The organism is Psychrobacter sp. PP-21 (assembly GCF_033790785.1).
In the GTDB taxonomy this organism is placed as follows: domain Bacteria; phylum Pseudomonadota; class Gammaproteobacteria; order Pseudomonadales; family Moraxellaceae; genus Psychrobacter.
Genome location: NZ_JAMYEB010000008.1, coordinates 72189 through 94868 on the forward strand (window position 1 = coordinate 72189; position 22680 = coordinate 94868).

Below are 22680 nucleotides of genomic sequence, written 5' to 3' on the forward strand. Positions count from 1 at the left end.
TTAACTTTGTAGGTCACTTTTATGACAGCAGCTACCGACGATACCCAAAAGCCTTCGAGCAATACCGAGCAAGAGGCCTCTGTATTATTCAATACTGAACCGACAGTTTGTGGTCACCTCATTGGAGTGATGACGCTCAATACACCCAAATCGCTCAATGCGCTCAGCGTTGATATGTGCCAGCTGCTATCAGAGCAGTTAGTGCAGTGGCAAGCTGATAACCAGATAGTCGCGCTGGTATTGAGAGGTGCAGGGGACAAGGCGTTTTGTGCCGGCGGTGATATTCGTAAGCTGTATGACAGTATGTCTACCGATGCGCCAGTGCCCAATCCTTATGCCACTGAGTTTTTCAGTCATGAGTATCGTCTCTATCGTCAAATGCACTTTTATTCAAAGCCGCTAATACTTTGGGGCGACGGCATTATTATGGGTGGCGGCATGGGATTAATGGCAGGTTGTAGTCATCGTGTGGTGACTGAGCGTACCCGTTTTGCTATGCCTGAAGTGACAATTGGGTTGTTTCCTGATGCCTCTGGTAGTTGGTTTTTGCAGCGTATGCCTGCCAAGACAGGTTTATTTTTAGGATTGACAGGCGCGATGTGCAATGGCAGTGATGCGCTATTAGCGAATCTAGCGGAGTATGCTGTTGCCAGTCATGACTATGACGCTATCATGCAGCGTCTAAAACGAAGTAATTGGCAAACATCAGACAGTACGAGCAATACGGACAAGTTCCATAATGACAGTGCTCATAGTATTGTTAGCCGTGCACTTGCAGCACTACCTGCAGCGGATCTACCCGATAGCAAGCTGGCGACGTACTGGCAGCCTATTCAGCAACTCATGAACAGCGGTGGCTTGGCTGATATCGACGCACTGCTACAAAGCGATGAAGCGCTCGTACAGTTGAGCAAAGATTTTGCAGAAGACAGCTGGACACAGCGAGCAGTTGCCACCTATCGTCATGGTTGCCCAGTGACAGCAGCATTGACTCATGCGCTATATCATAAAGTCGCCGATTTATCGATAGAGCAGGTTTTGTATCTAGAGACCAACGTCGCGGTACATTGTGCGGCTAATCCTGATTTTAAGGAAGGTGTGCGGGCATTACTGATTGACAAGGATAAGAATCCACAGTGGTCACGCTCACTAGCAGACTGTCTCAGTGTAGAAGGGCAGGCATATATCGATCAGCACTTCGATAACCCTTATCCTAAAGGTCAGCATCCTTTAGAAGGCTGGTTGGATGCCACTGCTTTAGCCAGTCAGCTTGTGCGATAAGCTCAAACGTAGCTAGAAGGGTCATAAGGTCTAGATTACTTACCAACAGGGAGCGCCACCGACTCTCAATAACTATGTTATTTCAAACAATCTATGTCAGTTAAGACAATAGGGCTCGCTGGTTCATAATATACAGTGAGTCGCAAATAGTAATCATAACAACCATTATTAACGCAATATAAGTAGGTAGCAATGCCTACGCAATCATCAAGGAGTGATGAGATGAGTACAAAGGATACAAGTACAATAGATAATGACACCTCTAAACCAAACGTTGCTTTTATAGGACTTGGTAATATGGGTGCTCCCATGGCAGAGAACTTACTAAAGGCAGGTTATACACTTTCTGTGTTTGATTTGTCTGATGCTGCTACCAAGCGTCTGCAGCAGGCAGGTGCTAGCGTCGCGCAAAGTCCTAAAGAGGCTGTGAGTAATGCTCAAGTTGTCATTAGTATGTTGCCTGCAGGGCAGCACGTGCATTCGGTGTACTTAGGCGACAACGGTTCCAGTGGTCTACTTGCAGAGCTGAATAAAGGTACGCTAGTGATTGATAGTAGTACGATAGCAGCTGCTGATGCCAGAACCGTGGCAGACGCTGCGAGTAAACTGGGTGTTGAGTTTTTGGATGCGCCCGTGTCTGGTGGGACGGGCGGCGCGATTGCTGGTAGCCTAACCTTTATTGTTGGCGGTAACGCCGAAGCATTCGCTCGTGCTGAACCAATACTTGCCGTTATGGGCAAAAACATCTTTCATGCGGGTACGCATGGCGCAGGACAAGTTGCGAAAATTTGTAATAATATGCTGCTAGGTATTTTGATGGCAGGGACAGCAGAGACTATTAACCTAGGAGTGAAGAATGGTCTAGACCCTAAAGTGTTGTCAGATATTATGCTACAGAGCTCAGGTCGTAACTGGACATTAGAGGTTTATAACCCGTATCCACAGGTCATGGAAAATGTCCCATCTAGTAATGGTTACCAAGGCGGATTTATGAGTAAGCTCATGCAAAAAGATTTGAATCTTGCCATGCAAACCGCTCAAGACACTCATGTAGACACGCCGATGGGTGCAAAAGCAACGGAGTTGTATGCATCACACACTCTAGAGAATGGCGACAAAGACTTTTCCAGTATTATGGGGCGTCATGATATCTCGCTGTTGTCTTAAAGACTGCTATAGGGACTATTAGTAATGTTGCTAATAGCGGTTGCTTATTAATAGGTGGTGCTTATCAATAGACACTTGTGATGTGCCAATAGATACTTGTTAGATATCAGATAAAACAGAAAAGCGCCGCGCTAGGGACTATAGCGTGGCGCTTTTTGGTGCATGATAAGGGCGATATCAGCTCTGTAGGTCATACACGAGGGCTTGGATATCCTGCGCGGCTTGCTGTAGCCGAGGTACATAAATCAGTAATTCATCGAGGGACACGCGTATCGTCGGTGCATGCAGGTACAGTGAGGCCAGATAACGTGACTTCTTGTCTAATATAGGCACTGCTACTGCTACCATTTCAGAAATAAACTCCTCGTTATCGATACCGATGCCAGTATCAGCGATACGATCAAGCTCAGCGTTCAAGGCATCAATATCAGTAATGGTATTTTTGGTGAATTTATCTAGTGGTAATCCTTGTAGTATCTTCATACGGCTGGTAATAGATAATTGACTGAGGTATAGCTTACCTGTCGCTGTACACCACATAGGCGACTTGGCTCCTACAGGAAGGTATATCTGCAAGGGCAGGGTTGTTTGCGCGCGATTGGTATAGATCATGTCCATATGATATGGAACGCCAATACCACAAGTTTCTTTAATTTCGTCAACCAGTTTTTGCAAAATCATCTGGCGCTCATTGAAGAACAATCGCTGTTGCCAAAGCTCAACACTCAGATTGCGTACCCGCTTACCAGGGATAATCCCACCACCGATATCAACAGTCAAAAAACCGTCATCGACCAAGTTTTGAATCAGACGGTGTATGGTTGGTTTGGGGATATCCAGCTCTTGTGACAACTCGAGTGGAGACAGAGGCTTAGAAGCGTAAGAGACAGCTTCTATGATCTCTAGTACACGGGTAATTGACGATACTTTAGGCATATAAAAGGCTCAGTATTAATAAAAGATCAAAGTATAGAAGCGCACAACGCTTTCATAAGTAGAACAAAGGGTAATAAAAAAAGACGTCTGAGAACAAATTCCTTCTTACCTCTAATTTAGCACAATATAAAGCCTAGACAAGGTTTAGTGATACTAAATAATAGCATTCGTATCATTATTTCCTATATTTACAATTTATTTGTACAAGCAACATAAGATACGTCCAATCACAAGCTGCAACACTCTGTAGTAATAAGCTATATAACTGATATTGAGCTGCACATTATACTCAGTCATTATAGTGAAATATTTTGTAATACCTTTACATGAACATTAACCCCGCCGACACTCATGTCTACACTGTTTGGTTACTTTGAGAGCGTTGTGTAACAGGAATTCAAAGTTTTGCAGGTTGGTGTAGCAATTATTACAGTATCTATGCAATCTTTACATAACGGCAAATAAAAAGCGCATTCCAAGGGGTGACTTTTACGGCCAAAATTGTTTTAATCTCCTCAACAAAATGATGGTTTAAAAAAAGCATAACTATCGTTTTTTATGGGCGAGTTATTTCACACTTTAGGAGAATAATTATGAAACTGATTAAACTAACGGCAATCTCTGCTGCTGTTCTAGCATCAACTGCTGCATTAGCAGCTGATCCGGTTATCGTTGTTGATAACAACGATGCGGTAGTATACGAAGCTCAGCCAGTTGCTTATCAAGCAGCAGAGCCTTCTTATGCATATAATTCTGACGCTGGTATCGTACGCAACACTACTGGTGCTGTTGTTGGTACTACCAAAACTTTATTTAACACTGTTACAAACCCAGCTTCTGTAAGCGCTGAGGTTGGTTCTTTGGGTTATGGTGCTAACGTTGGCTTTAGCATTAACGAAAAAGTTGAATTACAAGCTGGTTGGGCTGGTGGCGATGTTGCTGACTTGTTCGGTGGTGATTTTGATGTAGAAGATATCGAATATGATGTTGATTCTGACTTCAGCAATCCATACCTAGGTGTTCAAGTACGTCCTATGGCGAACTGGTTCACTATGGGTGCTGGTGTTATCGTACCTGACAACGAAATCAACATTAACGCCAATTCTAAAGACGGTAACTATAGAATCAATGACGTAGATTATGATGCTGATGCAGTTGGTACTCTAAAAGGTAGTGTTAAACATCGTAACGAACTTGCTCCTTACCTAACCGTAGGCTTCCGTCCTAACATCACTAACAACTTCGGTGTATTTGGTGAACTAGGCGCTGCATATTTAGGTGATGTAAATTCTAAAGTAACTGCTAGTAATACTAATGCTATTGCTACTGAAGCTGCAGCTGCTGCCAATGCTGAGCTTCAGAACGAAGACTACTTAGAGTGGTTACCAATCGTTAAACTTGGTGCAACTTACCGTTTCTAATCCAATCGCAGCCTAGATGCTGTCGTGAGAAGAATCGAAGTACAAAAAAACGACCCTTTTTAGGGTCGTTTTTTTGTTTCGAATAGGGTGCCATATTCTCAAAAAACTATGACGGTTTGCTGAGATTTTAATATTGTAATCTGGTAAATAGAATGACTGATACGAGTCTCATTAGTAGAGGTATCTTCCCTCATGCCGTCAATTAAATCAGGTAAGAGCTCAGAACAATCCATCCCTAAACCTTGTGCTAATGTGTACTGGTGAACTTTTATAAAGCTTTCTTTTATTTGCCACAGTAACTTAGTAATAGGGTCACGTTTGTTTGTTGGTAATGTCTGTAAAACAGCAATCTCGTTATCGGAATAGAAACGTTGTGCGACGTGCCAAGCCACGTTATTGTGCTCTATGTCGATTCCAGCAGGACGATGGTGACTGATGACTAGAGCTATTTGACTCGGTGACGTCTTATTGCTATTGCTATGATTTTTATCATGGGCACCTGTATGGCTAAAACAGACGTAATATTTACTGTTTATAAGTCGATAAGGGAAGCTCGACTCGTCTAAAGTGTCTTCGATGTGTAGTTTCTTAAGTAGGTTTTGTAGAAGGTGCCTGACGCCTTGACGCTGCTGCTCACGCTGTCTACGAGCCATGCTGCGTTTCGATGTGGGCTTTTGTAGAGATACATAATACCATTTACAATCACCCAGATTAGTAAGGTCTGTACATAATGACCCAGATGATAATGACCGAACTGACGCGTACAGCGTGCTGTTTATATTCAGACAAGCTAATGACTCGCTCACCTTGGCAGTCACGCACCATATGTCATGACCGAGCTGAGTATATTGAATGTGAGTTATATTTGAGGCTGGTATTATCATAATTAATCGTTAAGGATTTCAGTCGAAATGTAAGGTTTTTCAGATATCAAATTACTTGACGCTAATTCAAGGTAGGCCGTTCTTTAAACAACTGTCGTGCCCATGAGTTGCAGGTACCCATAGCGCTTATAATAAAATATAAAAAAGCCCAGCAATAGTATATTACTGGGCTTTTTTAAGGATCTAATAGTTTAACTATTCTTAGTAAGACAGCTCAGCACGGCGATTTTGGGCATAGGCGTCTTCAGTATTGCCGGCAGCAGCAGGGCGTTCTTCACCATAGCTGATAACACGGATGTTGTTGGCAGTGACCCCTTGAGCAGCAAGATAGTTACGTGCTGCTTGTGCACGGCGCTCACCTAGGGCCATGTTGTATTCACGGCTACCGCGCTCATCGGTATGACCTGCGATCACAACACCAGCCGCTGGATTTGAGTTTAGTAGACTCACGTGCTGGTTAAGGACACTTGCTGCTTGTGCAGTGATTTCGCTACTATCAAAAGCGAAATAAACCACTGCTTGTAAGTTTTCTGCACCAGTAATCACGGCGTTTGAGTTATCAACAATAACGGCACCATTGTAGCCGACTTGACCACCTGGAATACCTAGCGGAGCTACCACAACTTCAGAGGTAGAGCGTTTGGTAGCACAACCTGTGGTTAGCGCCACAGCGCTTGATAACACAGCAAGAACAGCGATTTTAGAAAAACTGATTGACATGACGAGCTCCTGAAATTTTAATTGAATTTATTTTTTTAAACTGCTTACCATAAAGCTTGAGCAATCTCTCCTATCATATACTAATTGTTAATTTATGTAAGTATTTTTACTGTAAATAACCATAGATAGAATATATATCACCAACGATGCTTGCCCCAATTCTCTGGATTTGCCCAGTAGTCAGCATTGAGCCAGTTTGGTAGTTTTTTATAATCATATAAATTGAACTGCCAAAGTGTCGCTGACACTGTGGATGAGGTGATTGATTCAACTTGATTAGCACCCAAGGATGGCTCGCTTAAAATATCAAACGGTGTAAATCCATAAGGTTTTAGATCTATCGAGCTATCAAGAGCAACCAGTAGATGTGCTGCATATAGATCACGATAGCGCATGAGCGCAGGAATATATTGTTGTAATGTCTCATGGGACAGGGAAGGTAGCCAAAAACAGGCAAGCTCATACCGCTTAGGTAGATGCTGTTTGGTAAGTTCTGATAAAGTCGATATATGCCACGATTGGACTGGCACATTGCTGTTATCTGGTAAAGTCTTTAGCTGTGTTTGCAGCGCTGATAATTCTGTTTTGTCGTGTGCAACCCATAACAGCTCAGTGGTATCGTCAGTCTGATCCCCCGTCGTGTTTGCCTGCTCATCCATTGAGGTGTCACGTGAGCTACCAAGTGATGGCATAAGGGCATCGACATAGTCTCTAAGCAAAGGTAGAGTGATCTTTGAGGTTTTGGCAGTATGTGTTGTCATATCATGGGCCGTTTATTGAAGGTGGGTCATTGGTATGTTTATTAAATCATTTTAAGCGACATTATCCAATTGATAACTCGCGTCCATTTGTTTATTTGATTTTTAGATCAACGCTCGCTATGAATTATGCGAGTAAGCATAGCTGCACAGAAAAGGCGCGTATTATCTGTAAATGATAACTCAGTTATCTCAATGTCTACACTTGAAATTTAAGGGTTTAGGTCAATCTAGCTATCAGGCTAGTAAAAATAGTTAGGCTAGCGATAATAGGGTGACAGTCCCTTATTAATAAGCAATATCAAGCAATGAATTTATGCCATCAACTCAAGTATAAGCCTGATATAAACCAGATTGTTTATAAATAACAGTTTGCAAACGTCAGGCAGCTACAACAGTGTGAGCTTGAATGCGATACGTATTTTAAAAAAAGCAATAACAACAGTATTAATATCAACCATCTATATCATTAATAATAGGAAATCATATGTCCACTGCTGAAACTGATGCTCAAATTATCAATCCTGATATGCCTGATGTACCACCGCATGCGCCTAGCAAAATTAACTTAAAAGATTATCAGAAGCCAAGTTTCGATGTTGAGACGGTTCATCTAGACATTAAGCTATTTGAAGACCATGCACTAGTAAACAGTGCACTTGAAATGACGCGCCAGACCATAGGAGATCTTGTTTTATTTGGTGAGTCGTTAGAGCTATTAGCCCTTACTATGAATGGTAACGAGCTAACAACTGATCACTACAGCCAAGAAGACGGTAAGCTGATAATTCATGATGCTCCTGATCAGGTGACCTTAGATATTCAGGTGCGTATCTGCCCGCAGACCAATACCGCGCTAGAAGGTCTGTATATGGCGGGTAGCGGTGATGACACCATGTTCGTGACCCAATGCGAACCAGAAGGCTTTCGCAAGATTACTTTTTATCCTGATCGTCCTGACGTGCTGGCGATATTTACCACTCGATTGGAGGCAGATAAGCGCTATCCAACCCTATTGGCCAATGGCAACTTAGTTGAAGCAGGCGAGGTCACTGATGCGCCAGAGCGTCATTATGCAATCTGGCAGGATCCCACCAACAAGCCAAGTTACTTGTTTGCTTGTGTCATCGCTGATTTGGATGTACTGACAGATTCTTATACGACGAGTGAAGGTCGAGAAGTCTTACTAGAAGTGTATGCAAAATCTGCCGATATCGATAAATGTGATGTTGGTATGCAAGCGCTAAAAGACTCTATGAAGTGGGATGAGGTTAATTATGGGCGCGCCTATGATTTAGACCGTTATATGATCGTTGCCGTCAGTCAGTTCAATATGGGTGCAATGGAGAATAAAGGACTTAATATCTTTAACACGGCTTGTGTGTTATCTAGTCCTGAAACCACCACCGACGCACGCAGCTTTAGTGTGAAAGCTATCATCGCCCATGAGTATTTTCATAACTGGACAGGTAACCGAATCACTTGCCGTGACTGGTTTCAGTTGTGTTTAAAGGAAGGCTTTACGGTCTACCGTGATCAGTCATTTTCAGCGGATCAGCAGTCAAGTGCTGTGCAGCGTATCGATGATGTAGCCACACTGCGCGCACATCAATTTGCTGAGGATGCAGGCCCATTAGCCCATCCGGTACGCCCAGAGAGCTTCGTTGAGATCAATAATTTTTATACAACGACTGTCTACGAAAAAGGTGCTGAAATTGTACGTATGATTGCGAACACATTAGGACCAGACGATTTCCGCACAGGAACAGACGAGTATTTCCGCCGTTATGATGGGCAAGCCGTAACTGTTGAAGACTTTTTGTCCGCACTTAGCATTACTAATCAAAAAGTCGAAGACTTCATCGATTGGTACCGCCAACCTGGTACGCCAGTATTATCAGGTCATCAAACCTATGATAGTACCGCACAGACGCTGACCATCACTTTGAACCAGCAGACACGTCATGTTAGTGGCTTTGATGCGCCAAAACCACTGCCGATACCTGTAGCAACGGCACTGTTTGACAAAGAGTCTGGCAGTATTGTTGCTGAGCGTATGCTGCTGCTTGACCAAGCAACGCAAACCTTTGTGTTTGATAATATGACAAGCGAGCCAGTGGTTTCTTTGTTGCGTGATTTTAGCGCACCAGTACAGCTCAATTATGATTATCAAGATGAAGACTTAGCATTTTTGCTCAAGCATGAAACCAATGGGTTCAATCGCTGGCAAGTGACTCAGATGCTAGTCAATCGTATTTTGCTGCAAGGAAAAGGCGAAAAGAGTAGCCCTGATGTGTATCTAGAGGCATTGGAGCAGTCGTTTCCTGTCTTGGCAGCTGATGATGAAATGTTGGCGGCAAGGCTACTTGATATTCCCTCAGCACAGGAGCTGGCTTCTGCTATCTCTAAGGATTACAATCCAGCGTTAGTCAAAGAGCAGCGTGATGGACTATATCAACAAGTAGCAGACAGACTCAAAGACCAGTGGGCAGTCTTGTATAATAATCTGCCAATGCAGTCTTATGAAGACAGTGCTAAATCTCGTGGTATCCGAGCTTTGCGTAACGTTGTACTTGATATGGCACTGACTGCTAATGTTGACGGTTCAGCAGACTGGGCGCAGCAGCAGTATGATCATGCCAGCTGTATGACTGAGCGCTTTGGTGCACTCAAGGCAATGGTCAATCATCAATTGGCACATGCAGATCATTATCTCGCTGATTTCTACCAGCGTTTTCAAGAAAACGATCTGGTTGTCGACTTGTGGTTTAGCGTGCAAGCCGCCGCTGACAGTGTGACGCCTGACGTGGTCAAGTCGCTACTTACACATACAGATTTTGATTGGAATACACCTAACCGCGTTCGTTCAGTCATTAGTGCCTTTAGCTCGCAACCAACAGTACTATGGACGGCAGAAGGTCTAAAAATGTATACCGATGTTATCAAACAGTTAGATGACGCCAACCCTGTATTGGCATCGCGTTTGCTACAAGTACTAGCACGTTGGAATACATTGGCTGAGCCACATCGTCAAATGGCACATGAACAGCTACTAGATTTACAAAAGAATGTATCATCTAAGCATGTGACTGAGAGTCTAGACAGTGTACTGGGCGCGGCAGACGATTGATTGTGAACCGTAATGCAACGATACAGTCTCTGATATAAAAGCAAAGCCAATCCTGAAATGGGGTTGGCTTTGTTTGATTGAGAGCTATAGGGCATGTCCCTAATTAAAATGTTTATAACTAAATGGGCTAAAAATGGCTAAATCTTGCCACACGGCGTCAAATAGCTGGTCAATATCTCGATATTATCTGCGCTATTTTCCTTGTTTGTCTGCGATTTATCTCATTTTCATCACCATTTTTAAAATAGGAACACGCTCTAGTTATTTTTCATTGCTCATTAAGTGTTTTAGAGTTTCAAAATAGCATGTCATAAAGAAAGCCCGTTTGGCACTTGATCATTAGTGCCAAACGGGCTTTTTGTTTTACCAGATAGTTTTTGCTAGACAGTAGGTTATTTTTAAAACCGATTAGCGGTTTGGTAGGACGTCTTTTACCATATCATGTAGGCTACGCAACGCGGTAACCGTGCTGTCCCAATCTAGGCAACCATCAGTGATAGATTTGCCATACTCAAGTTGACTCAAGTCAGCAGTTAGCTTTTGATTGCCGCCTTTTAGATGGCTTTCGATCATCATACCGATGATTGACTTATTGCCGTTTTGAATCTGCTCAGCAACGTTGTTGATGACCATCGGCTGTAGGTACGGATCTTTACCTGAGTTGGCATGGCTCGAGTCAATCATGATCTTACTGTTGGTTTTGCCTTTGGCAAGCTCGTTTTCAACTTGAGCAACTGCAGTTTCATCATAGTTAGGCTTACCGTTACCACCGCGTAGTACCACATGTGCGTAAGGGTTACCTTTCGATTTGATGATAGAGACTTTGCCATCTGAAGACAGACCCAAGAAACTATGTCCTTCTTTAACGGCTTGCATCGCGTTGACAGCAACCGTCATGCCACCATCAGTACCATTTTTGAAGCCCACTGGACAAGATAGGCCCGAGCTCATCTCACGGTGTGTTTGGCTTTCGGTAGTACGAGCACCAATTGCTGACCAGCTGATCAAATCCTGCATGTACTGCGGGGTGTTTGGATCAAGTGCTTCCGTGGCACAAGGAAGACCTTTTTCATTCAGATCAAGCAGTAGCTTACGTGCGGTGCGCAATCCTTTTTCGATATCAAAGCTATCGTTCATATCAGGATCATTAATCATCCCTTTCCAGCCAACCGTGGTACGCGGTTTTTCAAAATAGACACGCATCACGACAAACACGCTGTCTTCGATCTCTTTTGCCAATACGGCCAAGCGATCAGCATATTCATGTGCCGCCTTGATATCATGGATAGAGCAAGGTCCAATGACCACAAACAATCGCTTGTCTTTGCCGTCCAAGATGTTTTGGATAGTGTTTCGACCGTTTAGGACGGTTTTATAGGCTTCATCTGATAGAGGTAGCTCAGTTTTTAGCTCAGCGGGCGTAATCAAAGGAATAAATTTTTCAATATTCACGTCGTCAATATCTGCATTATGGGTAACTGATGTTGTCATGGTTATATATCGTCTAGCTGATTTATAGGAATATTCATTATGCGGACAAAATGGTTGGTTGACAAGGGTAGTCAGGCAGTTAATTGACTGATAACTGGAATGAGGAATCTAAAACTTAGTTATACTTCCATGCATTTAGGGTGTGTTTTTCAAAATGAGATACGTCTTAGCATTGTATTTAAAACTGCAAATGCACGTTTGGGATTTATTTTTTCTATCTATTAATAACGACTAATCTAAATTTGTACGGTCGATACTCAGATTTTATAGCTTAGGTTTCAGAAATGGAGTCTCATAGCTTAGGTTCTATAAATTGGGTTTCACGTGCGAGTTTAGCTATTTTTATCATCGTCACGTATGATAGCGACATCAGCGGTAGGTGGCTAAAATGTTACTTTAGAGATATGGTAGACAGACCTGCACATCATCTGTGAATACTTATCACTGATTTGTGGCGTTATATTTTATAATAGCGGTTTATTTTTATTCTTTAATACTGAGAGCTTGTCATGACAGATTCTGCTACGTCTCATTCACATACTGATTTAGTCAGCCAGACAGAGGCGGACTCTCAAAGACCGAACAGACACCTCGCACCGCTAGTCATAGGTATCGTGGCAGGCGAAGTGTCTGGAGATAGCTTGGGTGCAGATTTCATGCAGCAGATGAACAATCTACGTGATGATATCGTCTGGGTTGGTGTTGGTGGTCCCAAAATGCAAGCGCAAGGGCTGCAGAGTATTTTTCCATTAGAGCGTCTTGCGGTGATGGGACTGGTGGAAGTCATGTCACAGCTACCAGATTTGCTCAAAGCGCGCCGCGAGCTACTGAGTGCGTTTGATGTGGCTAGTATTGATTGGTTTGTCGGTATCGATGCGCCAGACTTCAATCTACGGGTATCCAAAAAGCTCAAGCCGCAAGGCGTGTTCTGTGTACAGTATGTCAGCCCTTCTATTTGGGCGTGGCGTGAGTCACGTATCCACAATATCAAAGCAGCAACCAATCTGGTGTTGTGCTTGTTTCCATTTGAGCTACCAGTTTACGAGCGTCATAACCATCCGGCGATCTGCGTGGGTCATCCACTGCTACGAACTATCGATCAGACATTGATAGACACACCAATCAATCAGCGCCGCAGCGAGCTCGTTTGGCACAATGATGGATTACAGCAGTTTTTTATTGAACGGTTTGATGATGTGAGTCAGCTTGTTTGTGTGATGCCAGGTTCTCGGCGCGGTGAGATTACGGCTATTTTGCCTTCAATGCTTGATGGTATTCAAAAGTTAATACTGCTAGATCCTAAGCTGTGCTTTATCATTCCGACAGTGGATCAAAACCATCAGTATATTGTCCAAGAGGTTATAGATCAACGCTCAGAGCAGCTACGAGAAGCTATTGTGGTCGTTTATGACGACACCCAACCAGAATTTAGCCAGCAGGCCATGGCAGCTTCAGATATTGTGATGCTAGCATCTGGAACAGCAACGTTGGAGGCGATGCTGCTTGAACGACCGATGGTGGTGGTGTATCAATTAAATAAGCTGACCTATCAGATTGCCAAACGTTTGGTAAAAGTGCCTTATGTGGCACTACCAAACATTTTGGCTAATGCGCCAATCGTACCTGAGCTTATTCAAGAGCAGGCAAGCGGTGACAATATTTGCCGTACCGTGATGCGTCTACTGCAGCCACGTGCCTATGCTGAACAACTAAAGGATTTACTAGCGACAAAACAGTCATTACAGCAGCAAAGCAACCATGAACCAGCAAATAGTGTGATTGAGCAGTGGTTTATGCAAAATACTAAGATGATCAATCCTACCTAAACAAGAAAGACTTTTTAACATGATGCCTATTCAGCACAGTACAGATCAACATAGTACGGATCAACACAATATAGAAAACTCAATTCAGACAGTTGATATCAAGATCGAAAATATCGATGTCAAAGGTCAGTATATTCAACTGGTAGCACCCATACATTTATATGGGCAGATGAATACTTCGGAGCTCCTCACTCACTATTTCACCAGTAATAAAGAAGCTAAGCAACCAGTATTGCACATTGGTGTTGATGAAGCAGGGCGTGGACCATTACTGGGGAGCGTCAATGTTGCCGCAGCAATACTGCCCCCGTTGTGGTCAGGACTAATCGAAGCACAGCCGCTAAAAGACACACCACTATCCACTCTAACAGACTCAAAAAAATTGAGTGAAAAAAAGCGAGACATTCTCTATCCGCTGGTCAAACAGCATGCCACAGGGTACGTCATCGCTGACATACCAGCAGCAGTCATCGATCAGGTAAATATATTGCAGGCAACCATGCTTGGTATGCGGCTGTGTACGGAAACGTTATTAAAAATAGTTTTTAAAAGTATTTTAGCGGCCACAGTCGCTGAAGACGCATTGCCAAATAGTGTAAAGATTGAGGTGCTGTTCGATGGCAATCGTTGCCCTGATCTGAACCCCGCTATATTTGACGAATTAGATATGACGCTATCTGGCGTTGATTGCCAAGCGTGGGTGAAGGGTGATGCGCGCCATACGAGTATTGCCGCCGCCAGTATATTAGCAAAGGTGAGCCGTGATGAGGCCATGTACAGCCTTGATGCGCAATATCCAGAGTATGGTATTGCTAAACACAAGGGCTACCCGACGCGCGCTCACATGGAAGCAATTGACAGATACGGTGTGCTATCAGCACATAGACGTAGTTTTGCACCAGTACGAAAGTCGCTAGAAAGTAGATAAACGCAAAACAGCGAGCATTTTAATCATCACGAATGTACCGAAATCCCATAACAATCAAGCGACATATATTATGAATTAATAGACTGTTTTCTAGAAATAACGAGCAAAAGTCCATAAAGTATATTACAATATATTCATACCAATACAAAAACCTGTAAAATCAATAACTAAGCTTTGGTTTAATTTTTTATTTCCACTATGATTTATATACATAACTATTTTATAGGATAAAAGATGACAGCTCATATCCCTCAAAAGAACCTCGCTTCAGTACTATTTTTAACAGTGTTTTTAACGGCTTGTGGTGGCGGCGGCGGTGGAGACTCCGATAGCAGCTCTGTACCTAATGATCCACCGAGTGAAACACAAGAAGATATCGTATCAGAACCAATTACTTCAGTACCTATTACAGCGTCGCCCGATGAAGAGGAAGAGTCAGCCGGAGATGTACCAGACAATACAAATAAGGAACCCGTAGACAACAACGCACGAGCAGCATTAAGTGCTAATAATCAATTTAGTCTGGCCAGAACCAGCTGTGGTATAAGTGGTCTCTCTGGTGATACAAAACTGGACGATATTGCGATTCAGCATGCAAACTATATCAAATATGTATTTGCTAATAGCACACCAACCACATTCAATGCCCATGTCGAAAATGAAATCAGTGATATTGCTAGCGTCACAGGCGACAACAATCCATTCTTTGGTGGCTTGGACTTCTCAGATAGATTGTTAAATGCAAACTACAGTAATGCACAATATGGTGCGACAGAAAATATCGCTCAATCTGTCTATTACAGCTCAGCAGGTAATTTCTTGAGTGTAGATATGGTGGCAACCTCAATGGCAAAATCATTGCTAGCCGCACCGTATCATCTGCGTTCTTTGATGCTGCCAACGTCGAGTCTGATCGGCACAGGGATGGTGACTTACAAACCTAATGCCAAAAATCCAACCCTTAATCAAGGCTATGTCTTAGTAAGCCATGCTTCAGCGACAAGAGCGACAAGAGATAGGTCCGTATCAGGTGTCTTTACTTATCCATGCGAAGGGGTGACTGGTACAGTAACTGCGCTATATAATGAGTCGCCAAACCCTGTTAGAGGAACTGGTCGCAATTTGCGTACCGATCCTATCGGACAGCCTGTTTATGTGAGTATGCCATCAGCAGATAAAATCAAAGTCAGTAACATCAAATTTCGTGATACTCAGCGCAATACTGATGTACCGATTCAGTTGATTGATTTTGACAACGATCCGTACAGCAATACCAACTACGAGCTACCAGAGAACGAAGCTTTTATATTGCCGTTGACCGATGCACTCAAAAGCTGCGAAGTTAAGCGTCGTACAGATCAGAGTCAACAATGTGGTCTTTATGGTAATACAAAGTATCAAGTGAGCTTTGATATCTTGGTTGACAACCAAGCTTCAGAAACCCAGTCATTTACGTTTACGACAGGTCAAGTAAATTACTAGTAGGTAAACTAAAATACCCGTTCGGCGATTGAGCTGATAGGACAAAAATAGGGGCTGAAACAGATAACTGATTCAGCCCTTATTTTGTAAAACACTTTTGACTATCCTTGAGCGTATTATACAACTAATCATTAGCAGTTTTGACTTTAGAACGATGAGTCTGGCTGTTGCAAAAAGGCTTTTTCATCATTGGTTGAGTCGCGTCCTAACGCCTCGTTACGATGTGGATAGCGCCCAAATTGATCAATAATTTCTTTATGGCGATACTCAAAGTCCAATGTGGTTGGATCATTCAACTGCTGAAATAGCGGCAGATAACGGTCATGAATCAGTGCTGATTCAGAATGCATAAATGGAATGATGATGAACCTGCGCCACTGCATCGGCAGCGTATCAAAGTAGGGCTGCTGAACCGCTTCTTGTGCCAGTACTATTGCCATACCGTCTTGAGCAAAAGCGTTCGCTTGACCGCGGTATAGGTTGCGTGAAAACTGATCCAACACGATAATCTCTGCTAATCGTCCTGCCAGCGCCGTAACCGAGCTATTACCGTCCAGTGAAGACTCCGCAATACGCCAAGTGACGCATTCACCTTGCACGGCTGCCTGCCAAGTACTATAGAACTTATCCGCTATTTGTTTATCAAAATGATCCTTTTGTTCAAACCAACAGGCTTCATTGTCTTCATTAAACCAAAAATCCAACACTGCACGTGCCTCAGGATCGAGATGAGTCAAATCTATGTCTTTTGGGTCTAGTTGAGAAGAATGAGATCGGCTGGCAGAAGTGGAATAATCGGTTGAGAGTGCCATAAGATATTCTAATTATGATGAATTTAGTCTACTATAGCGCAAATATTTATATCTGTCTGTCAAGATACCAACAGCAGAGTGTCTATTAGGTAATCTATTATGAATGCAAAAAATCTAGAGAATTCTATCACCGCATCATTGCCACCAACGCCTTACTATGTGCTTGATGAAGCGGCTATCGTTGCCAATATGAAAATCATTGCCAGGCTATGTGAGCTGTCTGGTGCCAAGGCATTATTAGCACTAAAATGCTTTGCCACATGGGGTGTTTTTGATGTGATGCAGCCTTATCTGCATGGTACGACTTCATCTTCGCTTAACGAAGTCAGATTGGGATATGAAACCTTTGGTGATAATACCGAGGCGGGTAGCCAAGATAAAAAAGAAACACATGCCTATAGCGTTGCCTACAGTGCAGATGAAATGCCAGAAGTATTGAGATACGCTGACAAGATTATCTTTAACTCAATCTCTCAGCTCAATGCTTTTAAAGACCAAGCAGCGGCGCAAAGTATTCCAGTCGGTTTACGACTAAATCCTAAGACCAGCAACTCATCGTTTTTGATTGCTGACCCTGCGCGTCCATTCAGCCGCCTTGGGGAGCATGACAAAGACAAAATTGCAGCAGTGCTTAGTGATATCACTGGTGTTATGATTCATAACAATTGCGAAAACGACAGCTTTGACGCTTTTAGTGAGAGTTTGGCTGATATTGAAAACAGATTCGGTGATGTATTAGCACAGCTTGAGTGGGTGAGCTTGGGCGGCGGTATTCACTTTATCGCGCCTGATTATCCACTAGAAAAGCTCGCTGACAGATTAAAAGCATTTAGCGAGACGTATGGCGTGCAAGTCTATCTTGAGCCGGGTGAAGCAAGTATCCATGGTGCGGGTACGCTGGTTACTACTGTCCTAGATACGATGCATAATCAAAAAAACTTAGCCGTCGTTGATGCCTCTATCGAAGCACATATGCTTGATTTACTGATTTACCGTGAGTCAGCACCAATTGCTGCGATCAATAAGGCTGCTGCTGACATCGTACCTATTGGTAATCCAGCGGAAGCTGCACCGTCTGAAGCTAATGCAGAGTCAGCAGACCATACGATTATCTATGGTCGTTCTTGCTTAGCAGGCGATATCTTTGGTGAGTATGCATTACTAAGTAACTTACAGATAGGGGATGAGATTGCCTTTGGCAATGCCGCAGGCTATACGATGGTGAAGAAAAACTGGTTCAATGGGGTCAACATGCCTGCGATTGTGATTCGTCGTTTGGACGGTCGTATCGATATCCAGCGTGAGTTTGATTACCAAGACTACAAAGCCAGCCTGTCTTAAGGGTTGGTTTTTAAAACAATGCTATTGTCGAATTATCATATTTTTAATGATTAAAAAACAAAGACTTAGTTTGTATTAGCAAGTATTTTAGTATCTCTGTTTTTTATGCATATTTTTTACCGATAAGGGAATAAAAATTGTTATAATCGCCTCGGGCAAATACTGGAGTGGTATTTGTCCGACGGGTGCGTGGGTTTTCCTCGGTCTTCCTTTTTAATTCACGCATATCATTCACTCGTTTCTGTTTTGCATAGCCGCGATCAACGGTATCGACAGGGACACAAAGGAGGATTGTTCATTGAACACAAACCAACAAGCCACATCTAACAAAAAAGACGTACTCATCATCGGAGCAGGCGGTGTCGCTCAAGTGGTCGCGCATAAATGTGCGATGCATAACGATGTGCTTGGCGAGATCCATATCGCCTCACGTACCAAAGACAAATGCGATGCCATCGCGCAGAGCGTAAAAGAAAAAGACAGCTTTAAACAAGCTGCAGTCTTGCATACGCATCAGGTTGATGCGATGGACAGCCAAGCACTTGTGCAGCTGATACAAGACACAAAAATACAAATACTCATCAATGTTGGCTCGGCATTTATCAATATGACCGTTCTAGAAGCTTGTATCGAAACAGGCACGGCATATATAGATACGGCGATTCATGAAGATCCACGTAAGATTTGTGAGACACCGCCGTGGTACAACAACTACGAGTGGCAACGCAAACAGCGCTGTGCAGACAACAATATCACTGCTATTTTAGGTGCAGGGTTTGATCCTGGTATGGTCAATGCGTATGCGCGTTTGGGCTATGACATGATGGATAAAGGTTCAGTGACTGATATCGACATCATCGATATTAACGCTGGCAGCCATGGCAAATACTTTGCGACTAATTTTGATCCTGAGATCAACTTCCGTGAGTTCACTGGTACCGTTTATTCTTGGCAAGACAGCAAATGGCAGTCTAATAAGATGTTTGAAGTCAAACGTACGGATGACCTACCAGTTGTAGGCGTGCAGAACAGCTATCTGAGTGGTCATGATGAAGTTCATTCATTGTCAGCTAATTTAGATGTACCAAACATCCGTTTCTGGATGGGTTTTGGTGAGCACTATATCAACGTATTCACCGTGCTACAGAGCCTAGGACTACTGTCTGAGCAGCCAGTAATGACGGCTGAAGGTCAAGAAGTAGTACCGTTAAAAGTTGTAAAAGCCGTACTACCAGATCCAAGCTCGCTGGCGCCAAACTATACAGGTAACACTTGTATTGGTGACAAGGTTAAAGGCAAAATCAATGGCGTTGAGACTGAAGTGTTCATTTATAACGTCTCAGATCATAAAGATGCTTACAACGAAGTGGGTAGCCAAGGGATCTCATATACTGCAGGCGTGCCACCTGTTGCCGCTGCGATGCTAGTGGCGACGGGCGAATGGGATGCAGGCACGATGGTCAACGTCGAAGAGCTAGATGCCAAGCCATTTATTAATTTACTCAACAAGATTGGTCTACCAACGCGTATCAAAGATAGCGAAGGTGATAGAGCGCTTGAGTTTGATATTTAGTTAGCAGGTTCGATCCAATAAAAAAGCTTATCTTTTATAGATAGGCTTTTTTTATGTCTGGGTTTATGAGTAATGAGAGCTAGCGGGGTCATTATGTTCTTGCTATTGTTTACTGTGGTTAGAGCATATTTGAGTAAAACTTAACTTACACTTCTGATAGCGCGCGTATCAATTTATACTGATAGCTACTTTATCGCATCTTGCATTGCTTATATTAAATATACTTATTCACTTAATTAGGAGGTATATAATTTGATCTCAGAATCTTACTACTGGAAGCAATCCCTTCTAGACTGTGCAAATAATTTAGAAAGATATTCAAAATTAAAAGATATAAAACTAAAAGATTTAGTTGAAATCGAAAAAGATATTTTCGTTAGTTTTTATTCTATTAGAAAGTTGATGGATACTCCCAAAATAAGTGACTCTACTAGAGAACTGAAAATAAATCTTAATTGGAGTCCTAATTTGAAAAACGTGACTATGCTCAACAGTCACAAGATGAACGAACTATACGACTTAGGTGATATAAGGGTTGAAACAAAAAATCTCAGATTTTTGTGCAACCAGTTTGTGCATAGCTATATATTTGAAGTGGTTATAGAGGATGGTGTAGGGCTTTCCTGTTGTTACTTTACCTCTGATCGAGATAAAAATAAAAAAATATTTTTTATAACAGTAGAAGTGCTTGTACATATACTTAATTTAGTTGGCAATGATTATCCATCTAAGTTGAAAATCACAAGAGATTCAAAGACTGGAGAACTTCTTACAGGAGTATTATGATTTTTGTTGCCCATACTATGGCGCAACTTATAGACAACCAGTCATTCTAAAAATTACGCCCAAAGTACATCATAAAACAGTAACCCAAGTTAGTCTTGATTAGGATTATATTCTCTCAACGCCGCAATACGATCATCTAGCGTGGGGTGTGAGCGAAATAAATTGGCAATACTAAAGCCTTGAGATTGTCCAGATGAGATTGCAAACGCTTTCATACTCTCAGGCATTTGATCTGGTCGCTGTGCAGAAGGACGCAATGCGTCAAGCGCACTGATCATTTTTTCGCGGCTGGCAAGTTTGGCCCCCATTTGATCCGCACGGAATTCACGTAAGCGTGAGAACCACATCACGATGGCAGACGCCAAAAATCCAAGCAAAATATCCATCACAATACTGGTGATAAAGTAACCGATACCGGGGCGATCACTGGTGTTTTTGAACACAGTACGATCCACAAAGCTACCGATAATGCGCGCAAAGAACATCACAAACGCATTGACCACGCCTTGAATGAGCGCAAGGGTTACCATATCGCCGTTAGCCACATGACCAATCTCATGCGCCAATACGGCCTCGACTTCATCTTGATTCATATTTTGTAGTAGACCAGACGACACTGCTACTAGTGCTTTATTCTTATTCCAGCCAGTTGCAAACGCGTTTGGCTGCGAATTATTAAAAATACCAACCTCAGGCATACCGATATTTACGGCTTGCGCTTGTTTTGCTACTGTATCGACTAGCCACTGTTCAGTAGCGGTGCGTGGCGATTCTATGACTACTGTACCCGTGGATTTTTTAGCCATCCACTTTGATATAAAGAGTGACACCATCGAGCCAACCATACCGTAGATACCGCACATAACAGCAAGACTGACATAGTTTAGCCCACCTGCCGTGTATACACCGCCAATCCCAAAAAATCTGGACAGTATCCCAAACACAATGCTAAAAACTACGATCACGGCCAAGTTGGTTAATAAGAACAATCCAATGCGCATCATGAGGCTGATTTCCTATTTAAAGTGTTGGTATGGCCTAGATAGACGGTTATCTAAGAGGTTTGTTTGTTATGATAGATTTTACTGTGGTTTTATCTGTCATACCATTTTAATAATGTCAAAGTGCTAAAATAATTATGTTGTCCCAACAATCTAGGTATATTAGCTCGTTGCCAAGACTGGTTAGCTACAGTACAACATCACCGAAACTATTGCCTATTGATCTAAGTATTAAGTTTTGGTCAACTATTTCTTATTTTGATTTCTCCGAAGATAATGATGACCAAGGTTAATCTTTAAAAATTAAAAAAATGAGAACATCCCATGCAACTAGAAATAAATATTATAGACGCCTTCACTGACACTTTGTTTAAAGGCAATTCCGCTGCGGTTATTGTGACAGATGAATGGTTAGATGATGCTTTGATGCAGTCTATTGCGTCTGAAAATAACTTGTCTGAAACGGCTTTTATCGTTGTTGATGACAAAGGTTTTTATCATATTCGTTGGTTTTCACCACTGACTGAAATTGACTTCTGTGGTCATGCAACCTTAGCGTCTGCCTTTGTGCTTTTTAACAAAAACCCAAACGTACAGTCGATTAACTTTTCAGCCAAAGCAGTTGGTATACTTACCATTGTCCAAACAGAATCAGGCAAGATACAAATGGATTTTCCTAGTAGAATGCCTGAAAAAATTGATGAGATTCCTGATAGCTTATTGGCAGGGCTTTCTATTATGCCTGCTGAAGTCTATCGCAATACTCAAGCGTATTTTGTTATCTATGACTCTGAAACTGATGTATTAAATGTTGTGCGTGATAATGACAAATTGAAGCAGCTAGCACCTTACGATGTGGTGGTAACTTGTGAGGCAACCTCAGAAAATTATCAGGATTATGATTTTGTCTCTAGATACTTTTGGCCAGCAAATGGCGGTGACGAAGACCCGGTAACTGGTTCGGCTCATACTGGGCTTGCACCTTTGTGGGCAGAGCGCTTGGGCAAAAGCGAATTGATTGCCTATCAAGCATCCAGTCGCGGCGGCGTGCTTGACTGTACCGTAACAGGGGATAGAGTGCTTATTTCTGGCAATGCTGTACCTTATCTTACTGGATTTATCACCGTTGAGGAGTAGATACGT

The 22680-nt window shown here is 42.7% G+C and carries 18 protein-coding genes; 11 read left to right on the forward strand and 7 right to left on the reverse strand.

What is annotated here, in order from left to right; genetic code table 11:
* Positions 1–21: 21 nt before the first annotated feature.
* Both NJD71_RS08475 and mmsB read left to right on the forward strand, forming a co-directional pair.
* A complete protein-coding gene (locus NJD71_RS08475) occupies positions 22–1281 on the forward strand; it encodes an enoyl-CoA hydratase/isomerase family protein (RefSeq protein WP_319051535.1) in 1260 nt (419 codons plus the stop codon).
* Positions 1282–1503: 222 nt separating this feature from the next.
* Positions 1504–2448, forward strand: a complete 945-nt coding sequence (gene mmsB / locus NJD71_RS08480; protein WP_319051536.1) for a 3-hydroxyisobutyrate dehydrogenase — start codon at positions 1504–1506, stop codon at positions 2446–2448.
* A 177-nt stretch (positions 2449–2625) separates the two neighbouring features.
* Here the strand turns inward: mmsB and NJD71_RS08485 are convergent, their stop codons facing one another.
* Complete coding sequence (locus NJD71_RS08485; RefSeq protein WP_319051537.1) at positions 2626–3384, reverse strand: IclR family transcriptional regulator; 759 nt, start codon at positions 3382–3384, stop codon at positions 2626–2628.
* Between the two features lie 593 nt (positions 3385–3977).
* Here NJD71_RS08485 and NJD71_RS08490 point away from each other — a divergent pair.
* On the forward strand, positions 3978–4805 hold the full coding sequence (locus tag NJD71_RS08490; protein ID WP_319051538.1) for a hypothetical protein: 828 nt from the start codon (positions 3978–3980) through the stop codon (positions 4803–4805).
* 98 nt (positions 4806–4903) lie between these two features.
* Here the strand turns inward: NJD71_RS08490 and NJD71_RS08495 are convergent, their stop codons facing one another.
* The 3 genes from NJD71_RS08495 to NJD71_RS08505 all read right to left on the reverse strand — a co-directional run bounded on the left by NJD71_RS08495 (position 4904) and on the right by NJD71_RS08505 (position 7170).
* Positions 4904–5458, reverse strand: a complete 555-nt coding sequence (locus tag NJD71_RS08495) for a 4'-phosphopantetheinyl transferase family protein (RefSeq protein ID WP_319051539.1) — start codon at positions 5456–5458, stop codon at positions 4904–4906.
* Positions 5459–5890: 432 nt separating this feature from the next.
* Positions 5891–6409 (reverse strand): peptidoglycan-associated lipoprotein Pal, encoded by a 519-nt coding sequence (gene pal / locus NJD71_RS08500; protein WP_319051540.1) that lies wholly within the window; start codon positions 6407–6409, stop codon positions 5891–5893.
* A 137-nt stretch (positions 6410–6546) separates the two neighbouring features.
* Positions 6547–7170: a DUF6231 family protein gene (locus NJD71_RS08505; protein ID WP_319051541.1), complete on the reverse strand. Its 624-nt coding sequence runs from the start codon at positions 7168–7170 to the stop codon at positions 6547–6549.
* Positions 7171–7696: 526 nt separating this feature from the next.
* On the opposite strand from NJD71_RS08505, the gene pepN reads away from it, so the two are divergent.
* Positions 7697–10297 (forward strand): aminopeptidase N, encoded by a 2601-nt coding sequence (pepN, locus tag NJD71_RS08510; protein ID WP_319051573.1) that lies wholly within the window; start codon positions 7697–7699, stop codon positions 10295–10297.
* Positions 10298–10705: 408 nt separating this feature from the next.
* Here pepN and NJD71_RS08515 read toward each other — a convergent pair whose 3' ends face one another.
* The gene (locus tag NJD71_RS08515; RefSeq protein ID WP_319051542.1) at positions 10706–11788 is read right to left on the reverse strand and encodes a 3-deoxy-7-phosphoheptulonate synthase; all 1083 of its coding nucleotides are present in this window, start codon (positions 11786–11788) and stop codon (positions 10706–10708) included.
* 509 nt (positions 11789–12297) lie between these two features.
* On the opposite strand from NJD71_RS08515, the gene lpxB reads away from it, so the two are divergent.
* The 3 genes from lpxB to NJD71_RS08530 all read left to right on the forward strand — a co-directional run bounded on the left by lpxB (position 12298) and on the right by NJD71_RS08530 (position 16024).
* Positions 12298–13614, forward strand: a complete 1317-nt coding sequence (lpxB, locus tag NJD71_RS08520; RefSeq protein ID WP_319051543.1) for a lipid-A-disaccharide synthase — start codon at positions 12298–12300, stop codon at positions 13612–13614.
* Positions 13615–13633: 19 nt separating this feature from the next.
* On the forward strand, positions 13634–14542 hold the full coding sequence (locus NJD71_RS08525; protein WP_319051544.1) for a ribonuclease HII: 909 nt from the start codon (positions 13634–13636) through the stop codon (positions 14540–14542).
* Positions 14543–14776: 234 nt separating this feature from the next.
* The gene (locus tag NJD71_RS08530) at positions 14777–16024 is read left to right on the forward strand and encodes a CAP domain-containing protein (protein ID WP_319051545.1); all 1248 of its coding nucleotides are present in this window, start codon (positions 14777–14779) and stop codon (positions 16022–16024) included.
* A gap of 146 nt (positions 16025–16170) precedes the next feature.
* Here the strand turns inward: NJD71_RS08530 and NJD71_RS08535 are convergent, their stop codons facing one another.
* Positions 16171–16836 (reverse strand): DUF924 family protein, encoded by a 666-nt coding sequence (locus tag NJD71_RS08535; protein WP_319051546.1) that lies wholly within the window; start codon positions 16834–16836, stop codon positions 16171–16173.
* Between the two features lie 99 nt (positions 16837–16935).
* Between NJD71_RS08535 and NJD71_RS08540 the strand changes: the two genes are divergently transcribed.
* From NJD71_RS08540 to NJD71_RS08550, 3 genes are all read left to right on the forward strand, one after another.
* A complete protein-coding gene (locus tag NJD71_RS08540) occupies positions 16936–18177 on the forward strand; it encodes a carboxynorspermidine decarboxylase (RefSeq protein ID WP_319051547.1) in 1242 nt (413 codons plus the stop codon).
* 298 nt (positions 18178–18475) lie between these two features.
* Positions 18476–19750, forward strand: coding sequence for a saccharopine dehydrogenase family protein (locus NJD71_RS08545; protein WP_319051548.1), 1275 nt, complete (start codon positions 18476–18478; stop codon positions 19748–19750).
* 252 nt (positions 19751–20002) lie between these two features.
* The gene (locus NJD71_RS08550) at positions 20003–20536 is read left to right on the forward strand and encodes a hypothetical protein (protein ID WP_319051549.1); all 534 of its coding nucleotides are present in this window, start codon (positions 20003–20005) and stop codon (positions 20534–20536) included.
* Between the two features lie 89 nt (positions 20537–20625).
* Here the strand turns inward: NJD71_RS08550 and htpX are convergent, their stop codons facing one another.
* Positions 20626–21540 (reverse strand): protease HtpX, encoded by a 915-nt coding sequence (gene htpX, locus NJD71_RS08555; RefSeq protein WP_319051550.1) that lies wholly within the window; start codon positions 21538–21540, stop codon positions 20626–20628.
* A 321-nt stretch (positions 21541–21861) separates the two neighbouring features.
* Between htpX and NJD71_RS08560 the strand changes: the two genes are divergently transcribed.
* Complete coding sequence (locus NJD71_RS08560) at positions 21862–22674, forward strand: PhzF family phenazine biosynthesis protein (RefSeq protein ID WP_319051551.1); 813 nt, start codon at positions 21862–21864, stop codon at positions 22672–22674.
* The last annotated feature ends 6 nt before the right edge of the window (positions 22675–22680 follow it).